Here is a 14,255-nt window from a genome sequence, read left to right as displayed (position 1 = left end):
GCGGGAATTCAATTGGATGAGAGCTGGAGCACACCGGGGGCAGGAATTAGCCCGGACTCCGGGGCGTTGAAAGAGGTATCGGCGCCACCGCCCCGCCCGGCCGTTGCCTCCGGAAAATCCGCCGCGCAGGGCCGCGTCCCGTCCCTCCCGCCGCCGCTACTGCGAAAGGAACATGCCGTGATTGAACGGATTTCCGGCTCTTTGCTGGACCCCGAAACGCTCTATCTGCGTGACGACGCGCTGTTCCACAGCCCGGAGCTGCGCGGACTGAACCTTGTCATGGGTTTCACGGGCTTCGCCGACGCCGGCCACGTCGTCAGGCAGATCACCGCTGAAATGCTGGACACCCTCGACGCGGAGATGATCGCCGAGTTCGACGCCGACCAGCTGATCGATTACCGGACCAGGCGTCCGCAGGTGAGCTTCGTCGAAGACCATCTCCAGGACTACCAGGCGCCGAGCCTGGCGCTGTACCGGCTCTTTGACGGGCTCGGAAGCCCTTTCCTCCTCCTGGCCGGGTTCGAGCCGGACCTGCAATGGGAGCGGTTTGCCCGCGCCGTCGTCGGAATCGTGGAGGAGCTGGACGTCAACCTGGCCACCTGGATCCACTCCATCCCTATGCCGGTCCCGCACACGCGGCCCGTGGGCGTGACCGTTCACGGCAACCGCCCGGACCTTATCGAGGGAATCTCGGTGTGGAAGCCGACGGTCGAGGTTCCCGCTGCGGTGGGGCATGTCCTTGAGATGCGGCTCGTCGCGGCAGGCCGCAATGTGGCCGGCTACGTGATCCACGTACCGCACTACCTCGCGGAAGCCGAATACCCGACGGCCGCCGTGGCCGGGCTGGAGTACCTCGGTGCAGCCACCTCGCTCATGCTTCCCAGCGACCGCCTGCGCGAGGCAGGCCGCGAAGTAGGCCGCCAGATCGCCGAGCAGATCGATGCCTCGGAGGAGGTCCAGCAGGTGGTCTCCCGGCTGGAAATGCGCTACGACGAGAAGGCCGAAGGGACCGTGCGGCGGTCGCTGCTGGCCGACGAGAACGATCAGCTTCCGAACGCCGACGCCCTGGGTGCGGCCGTTGAAGCCTACCTGGCCCGTAAAGAACCCGGCATATAAATAGTATTTGTTCGGTGCGGGGCATAATGGGGTAGTGACCTCACCCCGCGCCTGGCTAATCTGGATCGTCGGGATCTTCGCCTATCTGGTGGCGGTCAGCCAACGGACGTCCTTCGGCGTGGTTGGGCTGGAGGCCACCGAGCGCTTCCATGCCAGCGCCGCCGAAATTTCCTTCTTCACCGTGCTCCAGCTCCTCGTCTACGCCGGCCTTCAGATCCCGGTGGGCGTGCTGGTGGACCGCTTCGGCTCCCGTGTCATGATCGCCGCAGGTGCGCTGCTGATGGGGCTCGGACAACTCGAACTGGCCTTCGCGGACAGCATTCCCGGCGGCGTCCTGGGCCGCGTGCTCGTGGGTGCGGGGGACGCCATGACCTTCATTGCCGTCATTCGGCTGATCCCGCTCTGGTTCGCCCCCGCGCGCGTGCCGCTCCTCACGCAGCTGACAGGCATGTCTGGGCAGCTGGGCCAGCTCATCAGCGTGGTGCCGTTCGCCATCATCCTGCACTCGGCCGGCTGGACCCCCGCCTTCCTCACCCTGGCCGCCATGTCCGCCCTCGCCGTCGTGCTGGTGCTGGTCCTGCTGCAGGACCAGCCGCCGGGACATCCGGCGCCCGGACCGTCCCAGGGGCTGCGCGCCACCGGAGTCTCGCTGTCCCACGCCTGGCGGCAGCCCGGAACCAGGCTCGGGCTGTGGAGCCACTTCACGGTCCAGTTCAGCGGCACCGTGTTCGCCATGACCTGGGGCTATCCCTTCCTGATCTCCGCCCAGGGCCTGGCCCCGGGCACGGTCTCGGCCCTCATGACCCTGTACGTGGCGGCCGCGATCGCAGCGGGGCCGCTGATGGGCAGCTTCGTCGCCCGGCACCCGCTGCGCCGGTCCACCATGGTGCTGCTGATCTCGGCCGGCACCGCTGCGGCCTGGGCGGCGGTCCTGCTCTTCCCCGGCCGGTCCCCGCTGTGGCTGCTGGCCGGACTGGTGGTGGTGCTGGCCATCGGCGGTCCCGGCTCCATGATCGGCTTCGACTTCGCCCGGACCTTCAACCCGGCCCACCGGATCGGAACGGCCACCGGGATCGTCAATGTCGGCGGCTTCATCGCCGCGCTCGTGGCCATCTTCGTGATCGGCCTCGTCCTCGACGTGCTGAACACCACCGGCTTCTCGCAGGGGGAGCTCTACGGTCTTGACCCGTTCAGGATCGCCCTGAGTGTCCAGTTCCTCCTGCTGGCCGGGGGAACCCTCGCCATCCTGATCACCCGGCGCAAGGTCCGCCGGCAGATGGCAGCCCAGGGCATCGTCGTGCCCCCGCTGCGCGTAGCCCTCTCCCGGCAACGCAGGCTCAGCGCGGAACGCCGCCGCCGTCCCTGATCCGGGAGTCCGGTTCTCCACGGAGTCCGGTTCTCCACATAGGACAGATCCCTGGCTGACGGCGGGAGGCGCGGCGACGAAGCTGGCGTTATGACCGCTCCCGATCACCTGAAAATCACCGGCCCCGAAGACATCCTCGGGTTCATCCCGCATTCCCTGGGCTACTGGCCGTCGCACAGCCTCGTCGCCATGACGATGCAGGGCAAGCGGCTCGGAGCCACCCTCCGGGTCGACCTCCCCGGCGACGGCAGCCCCGGCAGTTTCGCCGGCTTCGCCCGCACCGTGGCCGGCTACCTGGAGGCCGACGACGAGGCGGACGGCGTCCTGCTGGCTTTCTTCACCGGTAGTGACGGGTCTGTAACGGGCCGGGACGGCGCCGCCTGGGCCGAACTGCTCGAAGAGTTGGAGCACGCTCTGGCTGAAGGCGGCATGCCCGTCCGGGACGCCTGGCTCATCGGCGCCGAGCACTGGCGCAACGTGTATTGCACCGACCCTGCCTGCTGCCCCACTACCGGCCGGCCGATCGATGAGATCAGGAACAGCCGGCTAAATGCGGAGATGGTCTTCCGCGGCAGCACCGTCGGACCCGGCCCCGGCGCCGCCGCACGGTTGCCCTCCCCGCTGCCCGAGGACCCGGCGGTGCTCGAGTCCGAGCGGCACTGGGCACAGCTGTTCGCCGGACACGCCCGGGACCGGGTGCAGTTCGGCCAAGTGATGGATGTCTGGGCCCTGGTGCTTCGGTCGCCGGCCGGTCCCCGGCTTCCCGTGGGGCTCGCCGGGTACCTGCGGGCCGCGCTCTGCGTCCCGGCCTGGCGCGATGCCGTGCTGGTGATGGCGGCTGCCGGGCCGGAGGCCGCAGAGCAGGGCGCCGCAGACTTCGGCATCTTCGACAGCCCATCCTTCGACAGCCCAACGTTCGACACTTCGGCCCCGCCCGCCGCGTTGCCCGGCACCCCGGCGGCCACGCAGGCACTGCCCGGGACGCAGCCCGTCGCCGCCGTGCTGGCTCGGCCGCTCCCGGTTCCGCTGCCGCCGCTGGAGGGCTTGCCTCCGCTCCTTCCGGCGCGGGTGGAAAGCGCCGGAACCGGGGCCGGCAGCCGGACCGGTACCGGGGCGTCTGCCGCCCCGGGCTACGGGGAGGTGCTGCTCGGCCTGGCGCCGCCGGTGCCGGACTGGCCACGGATGGCCAGCCTGGAGCGGATCCTCCTGCAGTTGGGCGAGGCCGGCGGGGAGGCCGGGGCTGCCGCTCTGACCGGACGCGGCTGGATTGAATGGTGCCGCGGCAAGGGGTCCTTTGCCGACGCGTTGTTCAGCCGGGCAGCGGCGGAGCACCCGGGCTACCGGCTCGCCGAACTGCTGGCTGAGCTTGTGAGCCGTGGCACCTTATGTGGATGGGCAGGAAGGAGGGACGCCGCGTGGCAGAAGTTTGAACCCGGCGCCGCGTGACGGTGAACGGAATGTGGTGCGCCACCATGTTGCGGACCCGGCCCCGGGACGGCACCGATTCTGAAAATCGTGAGACAATGGTTGCCGCGACCCGGTTGGGTCCGTGTATCAAGAGCTCGTAGCGAACCTTGGAAACAGGGAACATTACGGCCGCCTCAGCAGTTCTACTTAGTGGCTCTGCTGGCCGTGGCGGCTCCTGATGTGAAACACGGACTTGACAGGGTCATAGTGGTGTTGCCCGTATGGTGATTCCACAGACCGCCGCTAGAAAGGTTTTCTGTGACCCCGTCTTCCGCGAAGAAGGAACCCGCCGACCAGGCCGTATTGTCTCCCGAGGATAAGCAGGCGGCGACGAACGCCAAGCGCGCCGCCACGCGTGCAGCCAACAAGGCTGTCAAAGACGCAACCTCGGCCGAAGGTGACGACACCGCATCGGCAGTCGCCAAGCCTGAACCCAAAAAGCGCGGGCCCAAGCCCGGCGCTAAAGCCGCGGCGCAGGCCGCCGGTAAAGCCGCCCGCGACGACGATGAAGACGAGGTCGACCTCGACGAGGTGGCCGGCGTCGAGATCGGCGAAGACGGCGAAGAGATCCCTGCCAAGACTGCCGCAGCCCCCACCGGCTCCGGTTTTGTCTACTCCGATGCCGACGATGACGATGCCCCCGTGCAGCAGGTCATGTCGGCAGGCGCCACCGCCGACCCCGTCAAGGACTACCTGAAGCAGATCGGCAAGGTCGCCCTGCTGAATGCCGAGCAGGAAGTGGACCTGGCCCTGCGCATCGAGGCAGGCCTCTTTGCCGAAGAAAAGATCAACGCCGACGACGGGTCCATGGATCCGAAGCTCAAGCGTGAACTCGAATTCGTCATCCACGACGGCAAGCGCGCCAAGAACCACCTGCTGGAGGCCAACCTCCGTCTGGTGGTGTCGCTGGCCAAGCGGTACACCGGCCGCGGCATGTTGTTCCTGGACCTGATCCAGGAAGGCAACCTGGGCCTGATCCGTGCGGTCGAGAAGTTCGACTACACCAAGGGCTTCAAGTTCTCCACGTACGCCACCTGGTGGATCCGCCAGGCGATCACCCGCGCCATGGCCGACCAGGCCCGCACCATCCGCATCCCCGTGCACATGGTGGAAGTCATCAACAAGCTGGCCCGTGTGCAGCGCCAGATGCTGCAGGACCTCGGCCGCGAACCCACCCCGGAGGAGCTGGCCCTCGAGCTGGACATGACTCCGGAAAAGGTCGTTGAGGTCCAGAAGTACGGCCGCGAGCCCATCTCCCTGCACACCCCGCTGGGCGAGGACGGTGACTCCGAGTTCGGTGACCTCATCGAGGACTCCGAGGCCGTGGTCCCGGCCGATGCCGTGAGCTTCACTCTGCTGCAGGAGCAGCTGCACTCCGTGCTGGACACGCTCTCCGAGCGCGAGGCCGGCGTGGTGGCAATGCGCTTCGGGCTGACCGATGGACAGCCGAAGACGTTAGACGAAATCGGCAAGGTCTACGGGGTCACGCGCGAGCGGATCCGCCAGATCGAATCGAAGACGATGTCCAAGCTGCGGCACCCGTCACGGTCCCAGGTCCTGCGGGACTACCTGGACTAAAGCCCGGGCCACAGCACAACGCGGGGTCACTTCGCGCCGATCCTCCCCGGAGGAATGGGCGCAATGTGACCCCGCGTTGCTAGTTAATCACGCTGCGCGTACGAGAGCTGCGCGTTCGGGCACCGCAGGGCAGAGAACGGCGGGGCAGCGAACGGCAGGGCAGCGAACCGCTCGTTAAAAAGACGCGGCCCCTCCGGAACGGAGGGGCCGCGTTGCTAAGAGCAAAGGGACTAGTCGACGGGAAGCGGCGCTTTCTCGTTCAGGCGTCCGGTCTCGTCGTGCCAGTCAGAGCTGAGCGGCCTGAGCGTCGGTTCTACGGCGCGTGCGTGGTGGCCGCAGAAGAGAAGCTCACCGCCGGAGGCGCCGAGAACAACCCGGACATATGCCTGTGCTCCGCAACGATCGCACCGGTCAACGGTGGTCAGTGTGCGGTCCGCAACTGCTGTTGTCATGTTCGGCCTCCTTGGTAGTTCGGTATACCTATATAACCAGCATTCGCAGCCAATCCATCGCAAGGATGGTCCACTTTCGCTGTACGCGTATCACGTCTCGGTAACGGGTCCGCCGGCGCCGGGCCGGATGCGGGAGTGGCAACCCGGGGGACGGCCGCACTCCGACTACCCTTGGAAGAGCGTCAAGCATGCTTCGACCGTTCCGTCCCTGAAGGAGTTTCCGCCCCGTGGCACCCAGTTCTGATTACACCGCCCGGCATCTCTCCGTGCTGGAAGGCCTCGAGGCCGTCCGCAAGCGCCCGGGCATGTACATCGGCTCCACCGACTCCCGCGGGCTCATGCACTGTCTCTGGGAGATCATCGACAACTCCGTCGATGAGGCCCTCGCCGGCTTCGGCCACGACATCAAGATCATCCTGCACGCCGACAACTCGGTGGAGATCCACGACGACGGCCGCGGCGTCCCGGTGGACATCGAACCGAAAACGGGGCTCTCCGGTGTCGAGGTCGTCTTCACCAAGCTGCATGCCGGCGGCAAGTTCGGCGGCGGCTCCTACACCGCTTCCGGCGGCCTGCACGGTGTCGGCGCGTCCGTCGTCAACGCGCTGTCCTCCCGGCTGGACGTGGAAGTGGACCGCGGCGGCAAGACCTACAAGATGTCCTTCCGCCGGGGCGAGCCGGGCCGCTTCAAGGACCCGGGAACCAAACCGGACCCGGCGGCCGTCTTCGGACCGTTCGTCGACGGCTCGGTTCTCGACATTGTCGGCAAGGCCAAACGCGGCGTCACCGGCACCCGGATCCGCTACTGGGCGGACCGCCAGATCTTCACCCCGGACGCCAAGTTCTCCTACGACGAGCTCGCCGCCCGCGCCCGCCAGACCTCCTTCCTGGTCCCCGGCCTGAAGCTGACGGTCCGGGACGAACGCAGGGCCGCCGGGACGCCGGGGGAGTCCGGCCCGCACGAGGAAGTCTTCCACCACGACGGCGGCCTTTCCGAGTTCGTCGAGTTCCTCGCCGCGGACCCGGCCGTGACGGACATCTGGCGCCTCCACGGGGCCGGGAAATTCAAGGAAACCGTCCCGGTCATCGACGAGAAGGGCCACAGCCAGCTGGCGGAGGTCGAGCGGGACTGCGAAGTCGACGTCGCCCTGCGCTGGGGCATCGGCTACGACAGCACCGTGCGCAGCTTCGTCAACATCATCTCCACGCCGAAGGGCGGCACGCACCAGGCCGGCTTCGAGCAGGCCCTGCTCAAGACCTTCCGCAAGGCCGTGGAAAGCAACGCCCGCAAGCTGAAGGCCGGCAACGACAAGATCGAAAAAGACGATATCTTCGCCGGGCTCACCGCGGTCCTGACCGTCCGCCTGGCTGAACCGCAGTTCGAAGGCCAGACGAAGGAGATTCTGGGCACTTCCGCCGTCAGGGCCATCGTGACCAAGGTCGTGGAGCAGGAGATCACCGCCAAGCTGAACTCGGCCAACCGCAATGACAAGGCCCATTCCGCGCTGCTGCTCGAGAAGATCGTCAGCGAGATGAAGTCACGCATCTCGGCCCGCGTTCACAAGGAAACCCAGCGCCGCAAGAACGCGTTGGAAACCTCGTCCATGCCCACCAAACTCGCGGACTGCCGCACGGACGACGTCGCCCGCTCGGAACTGTTCATCGTGGAAGGCGACTCGGCCCTGGGCACCGCAAAGCTGGCGCGTTCCTCCGATTTCCAGGCGCTGCTGCCGATCCGCGGCAAGATCCTCAACGTGCAGAAGGCCTCGGTGGGGGACATGCTCTCCAACGCCGAATGTGCCGCGCTGATCCAGGTGGTGGGTGCCGGCTCCGGCCGGAGCTTCGACATCGGCGCCGCCCGCTACGGCAAGGTCATCCTCATGACGGACGCCGACGTCGACGGCGCCCACATCCGGACCCTCCTGCTCACGCTGTTCTTTCGCTACATGCGCCCGATGATCGATAACGGCCGGGTCTTCGCCGCTGTCCCGCCGCTGCACCGGGTGGAGGTCATCAACGCCGGACAGAAGGCCAACGAGATGATCTACACGTACTCGGAGGCGGAGCTGCACGTGCTGCTGGCCCGCCTAGCCCAGGAGGGCAAGCGGTACAAGGAGCCGATCCAGCGGTACAAGGGCCTGGGTGAGATGGATGCGGAGCAGCTGGCCGAGACCACGATGGACCCGCGGCACCGTACGCTGCGCAAGGTCGGGATCGAAAATGCGAAACAGGCCGAGGAAACTTTCGACCTGCTGATGGGCTCCGACGTCGCACCCCGCAAGGACTTCATCATTGCCGGCGCTGCAGGCCTGGACCGGGAGCGGATCGACGCCTGAGGCCGGGAGTGCCCGGGCGGCTCAGGGGATCCTCCTATACCGCTGCGCCACCGCTGCGCCGCCAAGACCTCCGCCCTTTACCCTGCGTTTCCACTTCGGGTAGTGTTTTGTCACCGATCCGGACACGGACGCCCGGACCCGGATTCCGGAAGATCCAGGAGTTCCCATGAGGCACCGGAACATCCGCGCCGCGGCCGTCGCGGCCGTTGTGGGGCTGGCGGCCGGAACCCGGGGATACGAGAAATCGGCCCGCTACATCGAGGACGAACTCAAGGCCGCCGGCTACAAACCGGTCCGCCAGCGGTTCACGTACGAGCGGTACCACTTCGTGGCGGCGTCCGCGCAGCGCGTCTCCCCGAGCCCAAGGACTTACGGTTACGGTGCCGCGGACGGATTCCTGGACATGTACTACTCGGGCGCCGGTGATGTGACCGCCCAGGTAAGCGCGGTCGACATCAACCTCGCCGGCGGCCGCGGCTCGACGAGCGCGTGCGAAAAAGCAGACTCTAAGGGCTTCCCGACCGGCCACATCGCCCTCATCCAGCGTGGCACCTGCGGTTTCCGTGACAAGGTGGACAACGCCGTCGCTGCGGGGGCGGCCGGCGTCGTCGTTTACAACCAGGGCGATGTGGTTCCGGGGGATGACCGTGTGGGCCTGTTCGGCGGAACCCTGGAGGCGCCCCAGGCCAAGGTCCCGGTCGTCAGCACCACGTTTGACAACGGCGCCGAACTTGCCGGGCTCGGCGCCGCGACACTGCGTCTGGCCGTTGATGCGACGGTGACCCGGATCAAGTCCTTCAACATCCTGGCCGATACCGGAGGGCGTTCCGACCGGAAGGTAGTGGTCGGCGCGCACCTGGACTCCGTCGGCGAGGGCCCCGGAATCAACGACAACGGCACGGGGCTGGGCACGATCCTGGAAACGGCGATCCAGCTCAGGAAACTCGCGAAAAACTGGTGAACAAGGTGCGGTTCGCCTTCTGGGGCGGCGAGGAGGACGGGCTGATCGGCTCGGACTACTACGTGTCCCAGCTCTCGGCCCGCGAGCTCAAGGACCAGGCCCTCAACCTCAACTTCGATATGGTCGGCTCGCCGAACTATGTCCGGTACGTCTACGACGGCGACGGCTCGTCCTACGGCGCAGCAGGCCCCGACGGATCCGGCTTCGTTGAGAAGGTTTTCCTGGACTACTTCGCGTCCCAAAACCTGCCCGCCGCGGCCACGGCCTTCGACGGGCGGTCGGACTACTCCGGCTTCATCGCGAACGGTATTCCGGCCGGCGGCCTGTTCACCGGCGCGGAGGCCCTGAAGACCCCGGAGGAAGCGGCGGTCTTCGGCGGGACGGCGGGCGCCCCGCAGGACGCCTGCTACCACGCGGCCTGCGACAGCATCGGCAACGTCAACACCACGGTGCTCGAGCAGATGGCCGACGCAGTCGCGCATGCGACGCTCACGTTCGCCAAGACCAAATCGGCGATCAACGGCACGGCCGCGGGCAAGGGCTTCGCGGACCTGGAATTCAAGGGGCACAGCAGGCTGAAGTAGCGCCCGCGCCCGCGTCCGTTCAGCCGAGGAGGCCCGGCACGATCAGCAGGGCGGTCGGCACCGCGAGCAGCAGCAGGCACGCCACCTGTACGGCAAGCCGCAGCGGTTCCGGCAGCGGAGGCTGCGGGGAGAGCAGGCGGCTGACCCGGGAGGCCGTGGTGCTCGCCGAACCGGCCCCGCCGGTGGCGCCGGGCTGGCCGGGATCGACGTCGGGCAGCTCCGCCGCACCCAATGCCATCCGGGCCCCCGGCGCGCCGGGGGAGCCGCTGGCCACGATTGCGATCGCTTTGATCAGCGTCGCCTTGCTTTCCGTCTTCAGCGCGACGTCGTCGGCGAGCATCTCGATGAGCGAGTTGACCGCGTCCTGCGCCAGCCGGGTGGTGGGCAGCCACGGCAGGGCCTGGCGCCAGGCGGCGAAGGCCCAGAGCAGGAGATGGTGGCGCTGGCTGAGATGGGCGTTCTCATGGATCAGGACCGCCCGGAGCTCGGCGGGTTCCAGCGCCGCCATGAGCCCGTCGGAGAGCACCGTGACGGAGCGTGCGCCACCCGGCAGGCAGTAGGCCACGGGGGAGTCGAGGCTGAGCACCAGGGTCTTCGGGCCGTCAGCGGACGGCGAGGCGAGCAGGGCCAGCAGTTCCCGGTGCCGCTGCCGCTGCCGCTGGATCTTGTAGTACGTCAGCAGCAGGGTGAACACGAGGTGCGCCGTCAGCAGGGCCGCCGCGGAGAGCGCAAAGATGTGCCAGAAACCCAGCACCGTGGTGGGTGCGTTGTACAAGACCATGCCGGTCAGCGACTTGAGCCCGGCCAGCAGGTTGTCCCCGGCGGGCTCCAGCCCGTAGACGAGCATGGCGCCGATCATCGACAGGCCACCGGCAAGGGCGATCGCCTGCCAGAGCAGCATGGCGGTGAAAGGGGACCGGGCCGGCCACCGGGCGCGGGAGAGCAGGATGGGTACCGGCCATGCCAGGACTACCGCGAGGACCGCCAGAAACCATGAGGTCCAGAACATCGGGCCCTAGCTGAGGCCCAGCAGTTTGCGCAGCGTTTCCGCTTCAGTATCGGTGACGGAACCAATGAAGCGCGCCAGCACGGCCTCGCGGTCCGGTGCGGACCCCAGAACCTCATGCATGAGCTCGGCGGTGTGGTCAGCCCTGCTTGATACGGCCTGGTAGCGGTGCGGCCGGGTGCCGCGTTCGCGCTCAACCAGGCCCTTGCGCTCGAGGCGGGACAGCACGGTCAGCACCGTGGTGACGGCCAGATCCTTGCCCACGTGTCCCGCGGTACCGCCCGCCGCGCGGGTGCTCCGCGCAAGCAGATCCCGCAGCGTGTTGGCCGTTGCCGCCTCCTGGCCTGCCCAGAGCAGATCCATCACTGCACGTTCCAGTTCACCGAGACTTGCCATTCAGTACATCCTTCGTGCCGGCCGCCCGGGTGTGGCTCGCTGGCCTGCCGGGCGGCGTGTTTACGCTTCAGCATTAAAGTTACCGCGTTTTGCACTTTCTTTCTACATGAAGTAGAACTATCCGCTTCGGCGAGTCGCGGGCGCTGACGTGAGCAGCCGGCCGCTCCGTTGCGGGCCGTGGCCCGCCGTGGGAGTCTGGGGATGCAGGGAGGTGCCGATGTGTTCTACACTCTGTAGAAGAAACATTTCTACGTCACGTAGAAGTTGCCCGGCCAAAAGTTAGGGACTGCCTTGGACGCCTTGGAAATCGCACGCTGGCAATTCGGAATCACCACCGTCTACCACTTCATGATGGTGCCGCTCACGATCGGCCTTGGCCTCGTCGTCGCCGTGATCCAGACAATGTGGCACCGCACCGGCAAACCGGAATACCTCCGGATGACCAAGTTCTGGGGCAAGCTCTTCCTGATCAACTTCATCATGGGCGTCGCCACCGGAATCGTGCAGGAGTTCCAGTTCGGCATGGCCTGGAGCGAGTACAGCCGCTTCGTCGGCGACGTCTTCGGGGCGCCGCTGGCGATGGAAGCGCTGCTGGCGTTCTTCGTGGAGTCGACCTTCCTGGGTCTCTGGATCTTCGGCTGGAAGCAGCTCAAGCCCGCCGTCCACCTGGCCTGCCTCTGGATCGCGGTGATCGGTTCGGTCTTCTCCGCCTACTTCATCATCGTGGCGAACAGCTGGATGCAGCACCCGGTAGGTGTTGAGATGATCAACGGCCGTCCTGTGATGACCGACGCCTGGGCGGTCTTCACCAACAACACCGCCCTCGTCGCCGTCCCGCACACACTCTTCGGTGCCCTCGCCGTCGCCGGGTCCTTCCTGCTCGGCATCGCCTGGTACCACCTGTGGCGCCGCCGCCACGACGGGATCGACACTGTCGGCGCCGACGGGAAGGTCATCCCCGGCGAGGCCGCCATCCCCGGCCGGGACCGCGTCGACCACGCCGTCTGGATCCGCTCGCTGCGGATCGGCGCCGTCGTCGCCATGATTTCCTTCGCCGGCACGGCCATCACCGGCGATCTGCAAGGCAAGCTCATGTTCGAACAGCAGCCCATGAAAATGGCAGCCGCCGAGGCCGCCTGCCACGACGGCACCGGATTTTCCGTCCTGAGCATCGGCAACGTCGGTTCCAAGAACTGCGATGACGTTGTCGCCGTCATCGAGGTACCCGGGATCTTGTCCTTCCTCGCCAAGGGCGATTTCACCACCGAGGTCCGGGGCGTCAACAGCCTGCTGGACCAGTACAAGGCCGACTACGGCACCCACCTGCCGGACAACCCCATCTACGGGGAACGGTCCGGGCAGGAGATCCAGTACGTCCCGGTCATGGAGGTCACCTACTGGGGCTTCCGGATGATGATCGGGTTCGGCGGACTGGCGGCGGCGGCCGCGCTGGCGGCTCTCTGGCTGACCCGCAAGGGAACGGTCCCGGCCTCCCGCGGGCTTATGCGGCTGGCCGTGTTCGGGATCCTTGCACCGTTCGGGGCCAACGCCGCCGGCTGGATCTTCACCGAAATGGGACGGCAGCCGTTCGTCGTCGCCCCGAACCCGGATCCCAGCGGGATCGACCAGGTCTTCATGTTCACCGCCGCGGCCGTCTCCCCGGGCGTCTCTGCCGGGGAACTGCTGACCTCCCTCGTGGTGCTGACCGGCGTGTATGCAGTGCTGCTGGTGGTCGAGGTCAAACTGCTGGTCAAGTACATCCGGGGTGGCGTCGTCTCGGCCATGCCGGAGCTCGTGCACGTCCCCGTTGACGAGAATGAAGATGGAACGCCCAAGCCCCCCGGTGAAGGCCCGAGCGGTCCCGGCAAACCGGAAGACGACGTCCTGGCGTTCGCCTACTAAGCCCCCGCCACCAACGAAACGCAGAGGATTCTCAGCATGGAACTGCTTCCCACCATCTGGTTCATCGCCATCGCGGTGCTGTGGACGGGCTACCTCTTTCTGGAGGGCTTTGACCTCGGCGTCGGCATGCTGATGAAGCTGTTCGCCCGGAACAACACCGAACGCCGCGTGCTGCTCAACACGATTGGCCCGGTCTGGGACGGCAACGAGGTGTGGCTCCTGACCGCCGGCGGGGCCACGTTCGCGGCCTTCCCGCTCTGGTACGCCTCCCTGTTCTCCGCGCTCTACCTGCCGCTGCTGCTGGTCCTCGTGGCCCTCATCTTCCGCGCCGTGGCCTTCGAATACCGCGGCAAGGTGGACACGCCGCAGTGGCGTGCCCGCTGGGACTGGGCCATTTCGGCCGGCTCGTTCGTCGCCGCGTTCGGGATCGGCGCTGCGCTGGCCCTGACCACCACGGGACTGCCGTTGAACGCCAACGGCGACCGGGAGGGCGGCCCGTTCGCCTGGTTCAGCGCCTATGCCGTTCTCGGCGGCCTCGCCGTCGTCGGATTCTCGCTGCTGCACGGCCTCGCCTTCCTGGCCCTGAAGACCGACGGCGATGTCCGGCACCGCGCACGCCGGTGGTTCGTCCGGCTCCTGCCGGTGCTGCTGCTGCCAATCGCCGGGTGGGCCGTGAGCCTGCAGCTGCTCAGCGGCGAGGCCTGGACCGTGGTGGACGTCGTCGCCGCCGTCGTGGCCGCCGTCCTGGCCTGGAACTTCGCCCGCACGGGTGCAGAGGGCCGCGCTTTCATGTCCCTCGGCGCCTTCCTGCTGCTCGGCAGCGCCTCGATCTTCGGCGCCGCCTTCCCTGTCGTGCTGCCGTCCACCCTGAACCCGGACTTCAACCTGACCATCTCCAACGCCTCCTCCTCGGACTACACCCTGGGGCTGATGAGCATCGTCGCCTGTATCGGGCTGCCGCTGGTCATCGCGTACCAGGCGTGGACGTACTGGGTGTTCCGGCGCCGCGTGAGCGACGCCCACATCCCGGAGGCCCACAGCTTCCTTCCCGCAATCGCCGCCAAAGCGCTGGCACCCAAGGACTAACATCC

At 67.2% G+C, this 14,255-nt stretch carries 12 protein-coding genes; 9 read left to right on the top strand and 3 right to left on the bottom strand.

The annotated features are described in order from the left end of the window. Positions 1-177 precede the first annotated feature (177 nt). The 4 genes from ABIB26_RS12200 to ABIB26_RS12185 all read left to right on the top strand — a co-directional run bounded on the left by ABIB26_RS12200 (position 178) and on the right by ABIB26_RS12185 (position 5,527). Positions 178-1,116 carry a proteasome assembly chaperone family protein gene (locus ABIB26_RS12200; RefSeq protein ID WP_354243175.1) on the top strand — a complete coding sequence of 313 codons (939 nt, stop codon included), beginning with the start codon at positions 178-180 and terminating at the stop codon, positions 1,114-1,116. A 34-nt stretch (positions 1,117-1,150) separates the two neighbouring features. Continuing rightward, the gene (locus ABIB26_RS12195) at positions 1,151-2,482 is read left to right on the top strand and encodes an MFS transporter (RefSeq protein WP_354243174.1); all 1,332 of its coding nucleotides are present in this window, start codon (positions 1,151-1,153) and stop codon (positions 2,480-2,482) included. Between the two features lie 90 nt (positions 2,483-2,572). Beyond that, complete coding sequence (locus ABIB26_RS12190) at positions 2,573-3,928, top strand: DUF4192 family protein (protein ID WP_354243172.1); 1,356 nt, start codon at positions 2,573-2,575, stop codon at positions 3,926-3,928. A gap of 279 nt (positions 3,929-4,207) precedes the next feature. After that, the gene (locus ABIB26_RS12185; RefSeq protein WP_354243170.1) at positions 4,208-5,527 is read left to right on the top strand and encodes an RNA polymerase sigma factor; all 1,320 of its coding nucleotides are present in this window, start codon (positions 4,208-4,210) and stop codon (positions 5,525-5,527) included. Between the two features lie 230 nt (positions 5,528-5,757). Here ABIB26_RS12185 and ABIB26_RS12180 read toward each other — a convergent pair whose 3' ends face one another. After that, complete coding sequence (locus ABIB26_RS12180; RefSeq protein ID WP_354243168.1) at positions 5,758-5,979, bottom strand: DUF7455 domain-containing protein; 222 nt, start codon at positions 5,977-5,979, stop codon at positions 5,758-5,760. A gap of 227 nt (positions 5,980-6,206) precedes the next feature. On the opposite strand from ABIB26_RS12180, the gene ABIB26_RS12175 reads away from it, so the two are divergent. From ABIB26_RS12175 to ABIB26_RS12165, 3 genes are all read left to right on the top strand, one after another. Next, positions 6,207-8,315, top strand: coding sequence for a DNA gyrase/topoisomerase IV subunit B (locus tag ABIB26_RS12175; protein WP_354243165.1), 2,109 nt, complete (start codon positions 6,207-6,209; stop codon positions 8,313-8,315). Between the two features lie 166 nt (positions 8,316-8,481). Further along, positions 8,482-9,276, top strand: a complete 795-nt coding sequence (locus tag ABIB26_RS12170) for a PA domain-containing protein (RefSeq protein WP_354243163.1) — start codon at positions 8,482-8,484, stop codon at positions 9,274-9,276. Continuing rightward, entirely contained in the window at positions 9,273-9,860 is a 588-nt protein-coding gene (locus tag ABIB26_RS12165) for a M28 family peptidase (protein ID WP_354243160.1), read from the top strand. The genes ABIB26_RS12170 and ABIB26_RS12165 overlap by 4 nt, the downstream gene beginning before the upstream one ends. Before the next feature lie 19 nt (positions 9,861-9,879). On the opposite strand, the gene ABIB26_RS12160 is transcribed toward ABIB26_RS12165, so the two are convergent. Both ABIB26_RS12160 and ABIB26_RS12155 read right to left on the bottom strand, forming a co-directional pair. Further along, entirely contained in the window at positions 9,880-10,869 is a 990-nt protein-coding gene (locus ABIB26_RS12160) for a M56 family metallopeptidase (RefSeq protein WP_354243159.1), read from the bottom strand. Positions 10,870-10,875: 6 nt separating this feature from the next. Further along, positions 10,876-11,262 carry a BlaI/MecI/CopY family transcriptional regulator gene (locus ABIB26_RS12155; protein WP_354243156.1) on the bottom strand — a complete coding sequence of 129 codons (387 nt, stop codon included), beginning with the start codon at positions 11,260-11,262 and terminating at the stop codon, positions 10,876-10,878. Positions 11,263-11,553: 291 nt separating this feature from the next. Between ABIB26_RS12155 and ABIB26_RS12150 the strand changes: the two genes are divergently transcribed. Further along, the gene (locus ABIB26_RS12150) at positions 11,554-13,164 is read left to right on the top strand and encodes a cytochrome ubiquinol oxidase subunit I (protein ID WP_354243153.1); all 1,611 of its coding nucleotides are present in this window, start codon (positions 11,554-11,556) and stop codon (positions 13,162-13,164) included. A 36-nt stretch (positions 13,165-13,200) separates the two neighbouring features. After that, a complete protein-coding gene (gene cydB / locus ABIB26_RS12145) occupies positions 13,201-14,250 on the top strand; it encodes a cytochrome d ubiquinol oxidase subunit II (RefSeq protein WP_354243150.1) in 1,050 nt (349 codons plus the stop codon). The last annotated feature ends 5 nt before the right edge of the window (positions 14,251-14,255 follow it).

Source organism: Arthrobacter sp. UYEF20 (assembly GCF_040546335.1).
Lineage (GTDB): Bacteria > Actinomycetota > Actinomycetes > Actinomycetales > Micrococcaceae > Arthrobacter.
Note: the sequence above shows the minus strand (reverse complement) of the source record. Positions and strands in the feature narration are given on the sequence as shown.

Coding starts and splice junctions, on each gene's coding strand:
- ABIB26_RS12155 (WP_354243156.1), bottom strand. CDS start 11,262: ATGGCAAGTCTCGGTGAACTGGAACGTGCAGTGATGGATCTGCTCTGG.
- ABIB26_RS12160 (WP_354243159.1), bottom strand. CDS start 10,869: ATGTTCTGGACCTCATGGTTTCTGGCGGTCCTCGCGGTAGTCCTGGCA.
- ABIB26_RS12180 (WP_354243168.1), bottom strand. CDS start 5,979: ATGACAACAGCAGTTGCGGACCGCACACTGACCACCGTTGACCGGTGC.
- ABIB26_RS12190 (WP_354243172.1), top strand. CDS start 2,573: ATGACCGCTCCCGATCACCTGAAAATCACCGGCCCCGAAGACATCCTC.
- cydB (WP_354243150.1), top strand. CDS start 13,201: ATGGAACTGCTTCCCACCATCTGGTTCATCGCCATCGCGGTGCTGTGG.
- ABIB26_RS12170 (WP_354243163.1), top strand. CDS start 8,482: ATGAGGCACCGGAACATCCGCGCCGCGGCCGTCGCGGCCGTTGTGGGG.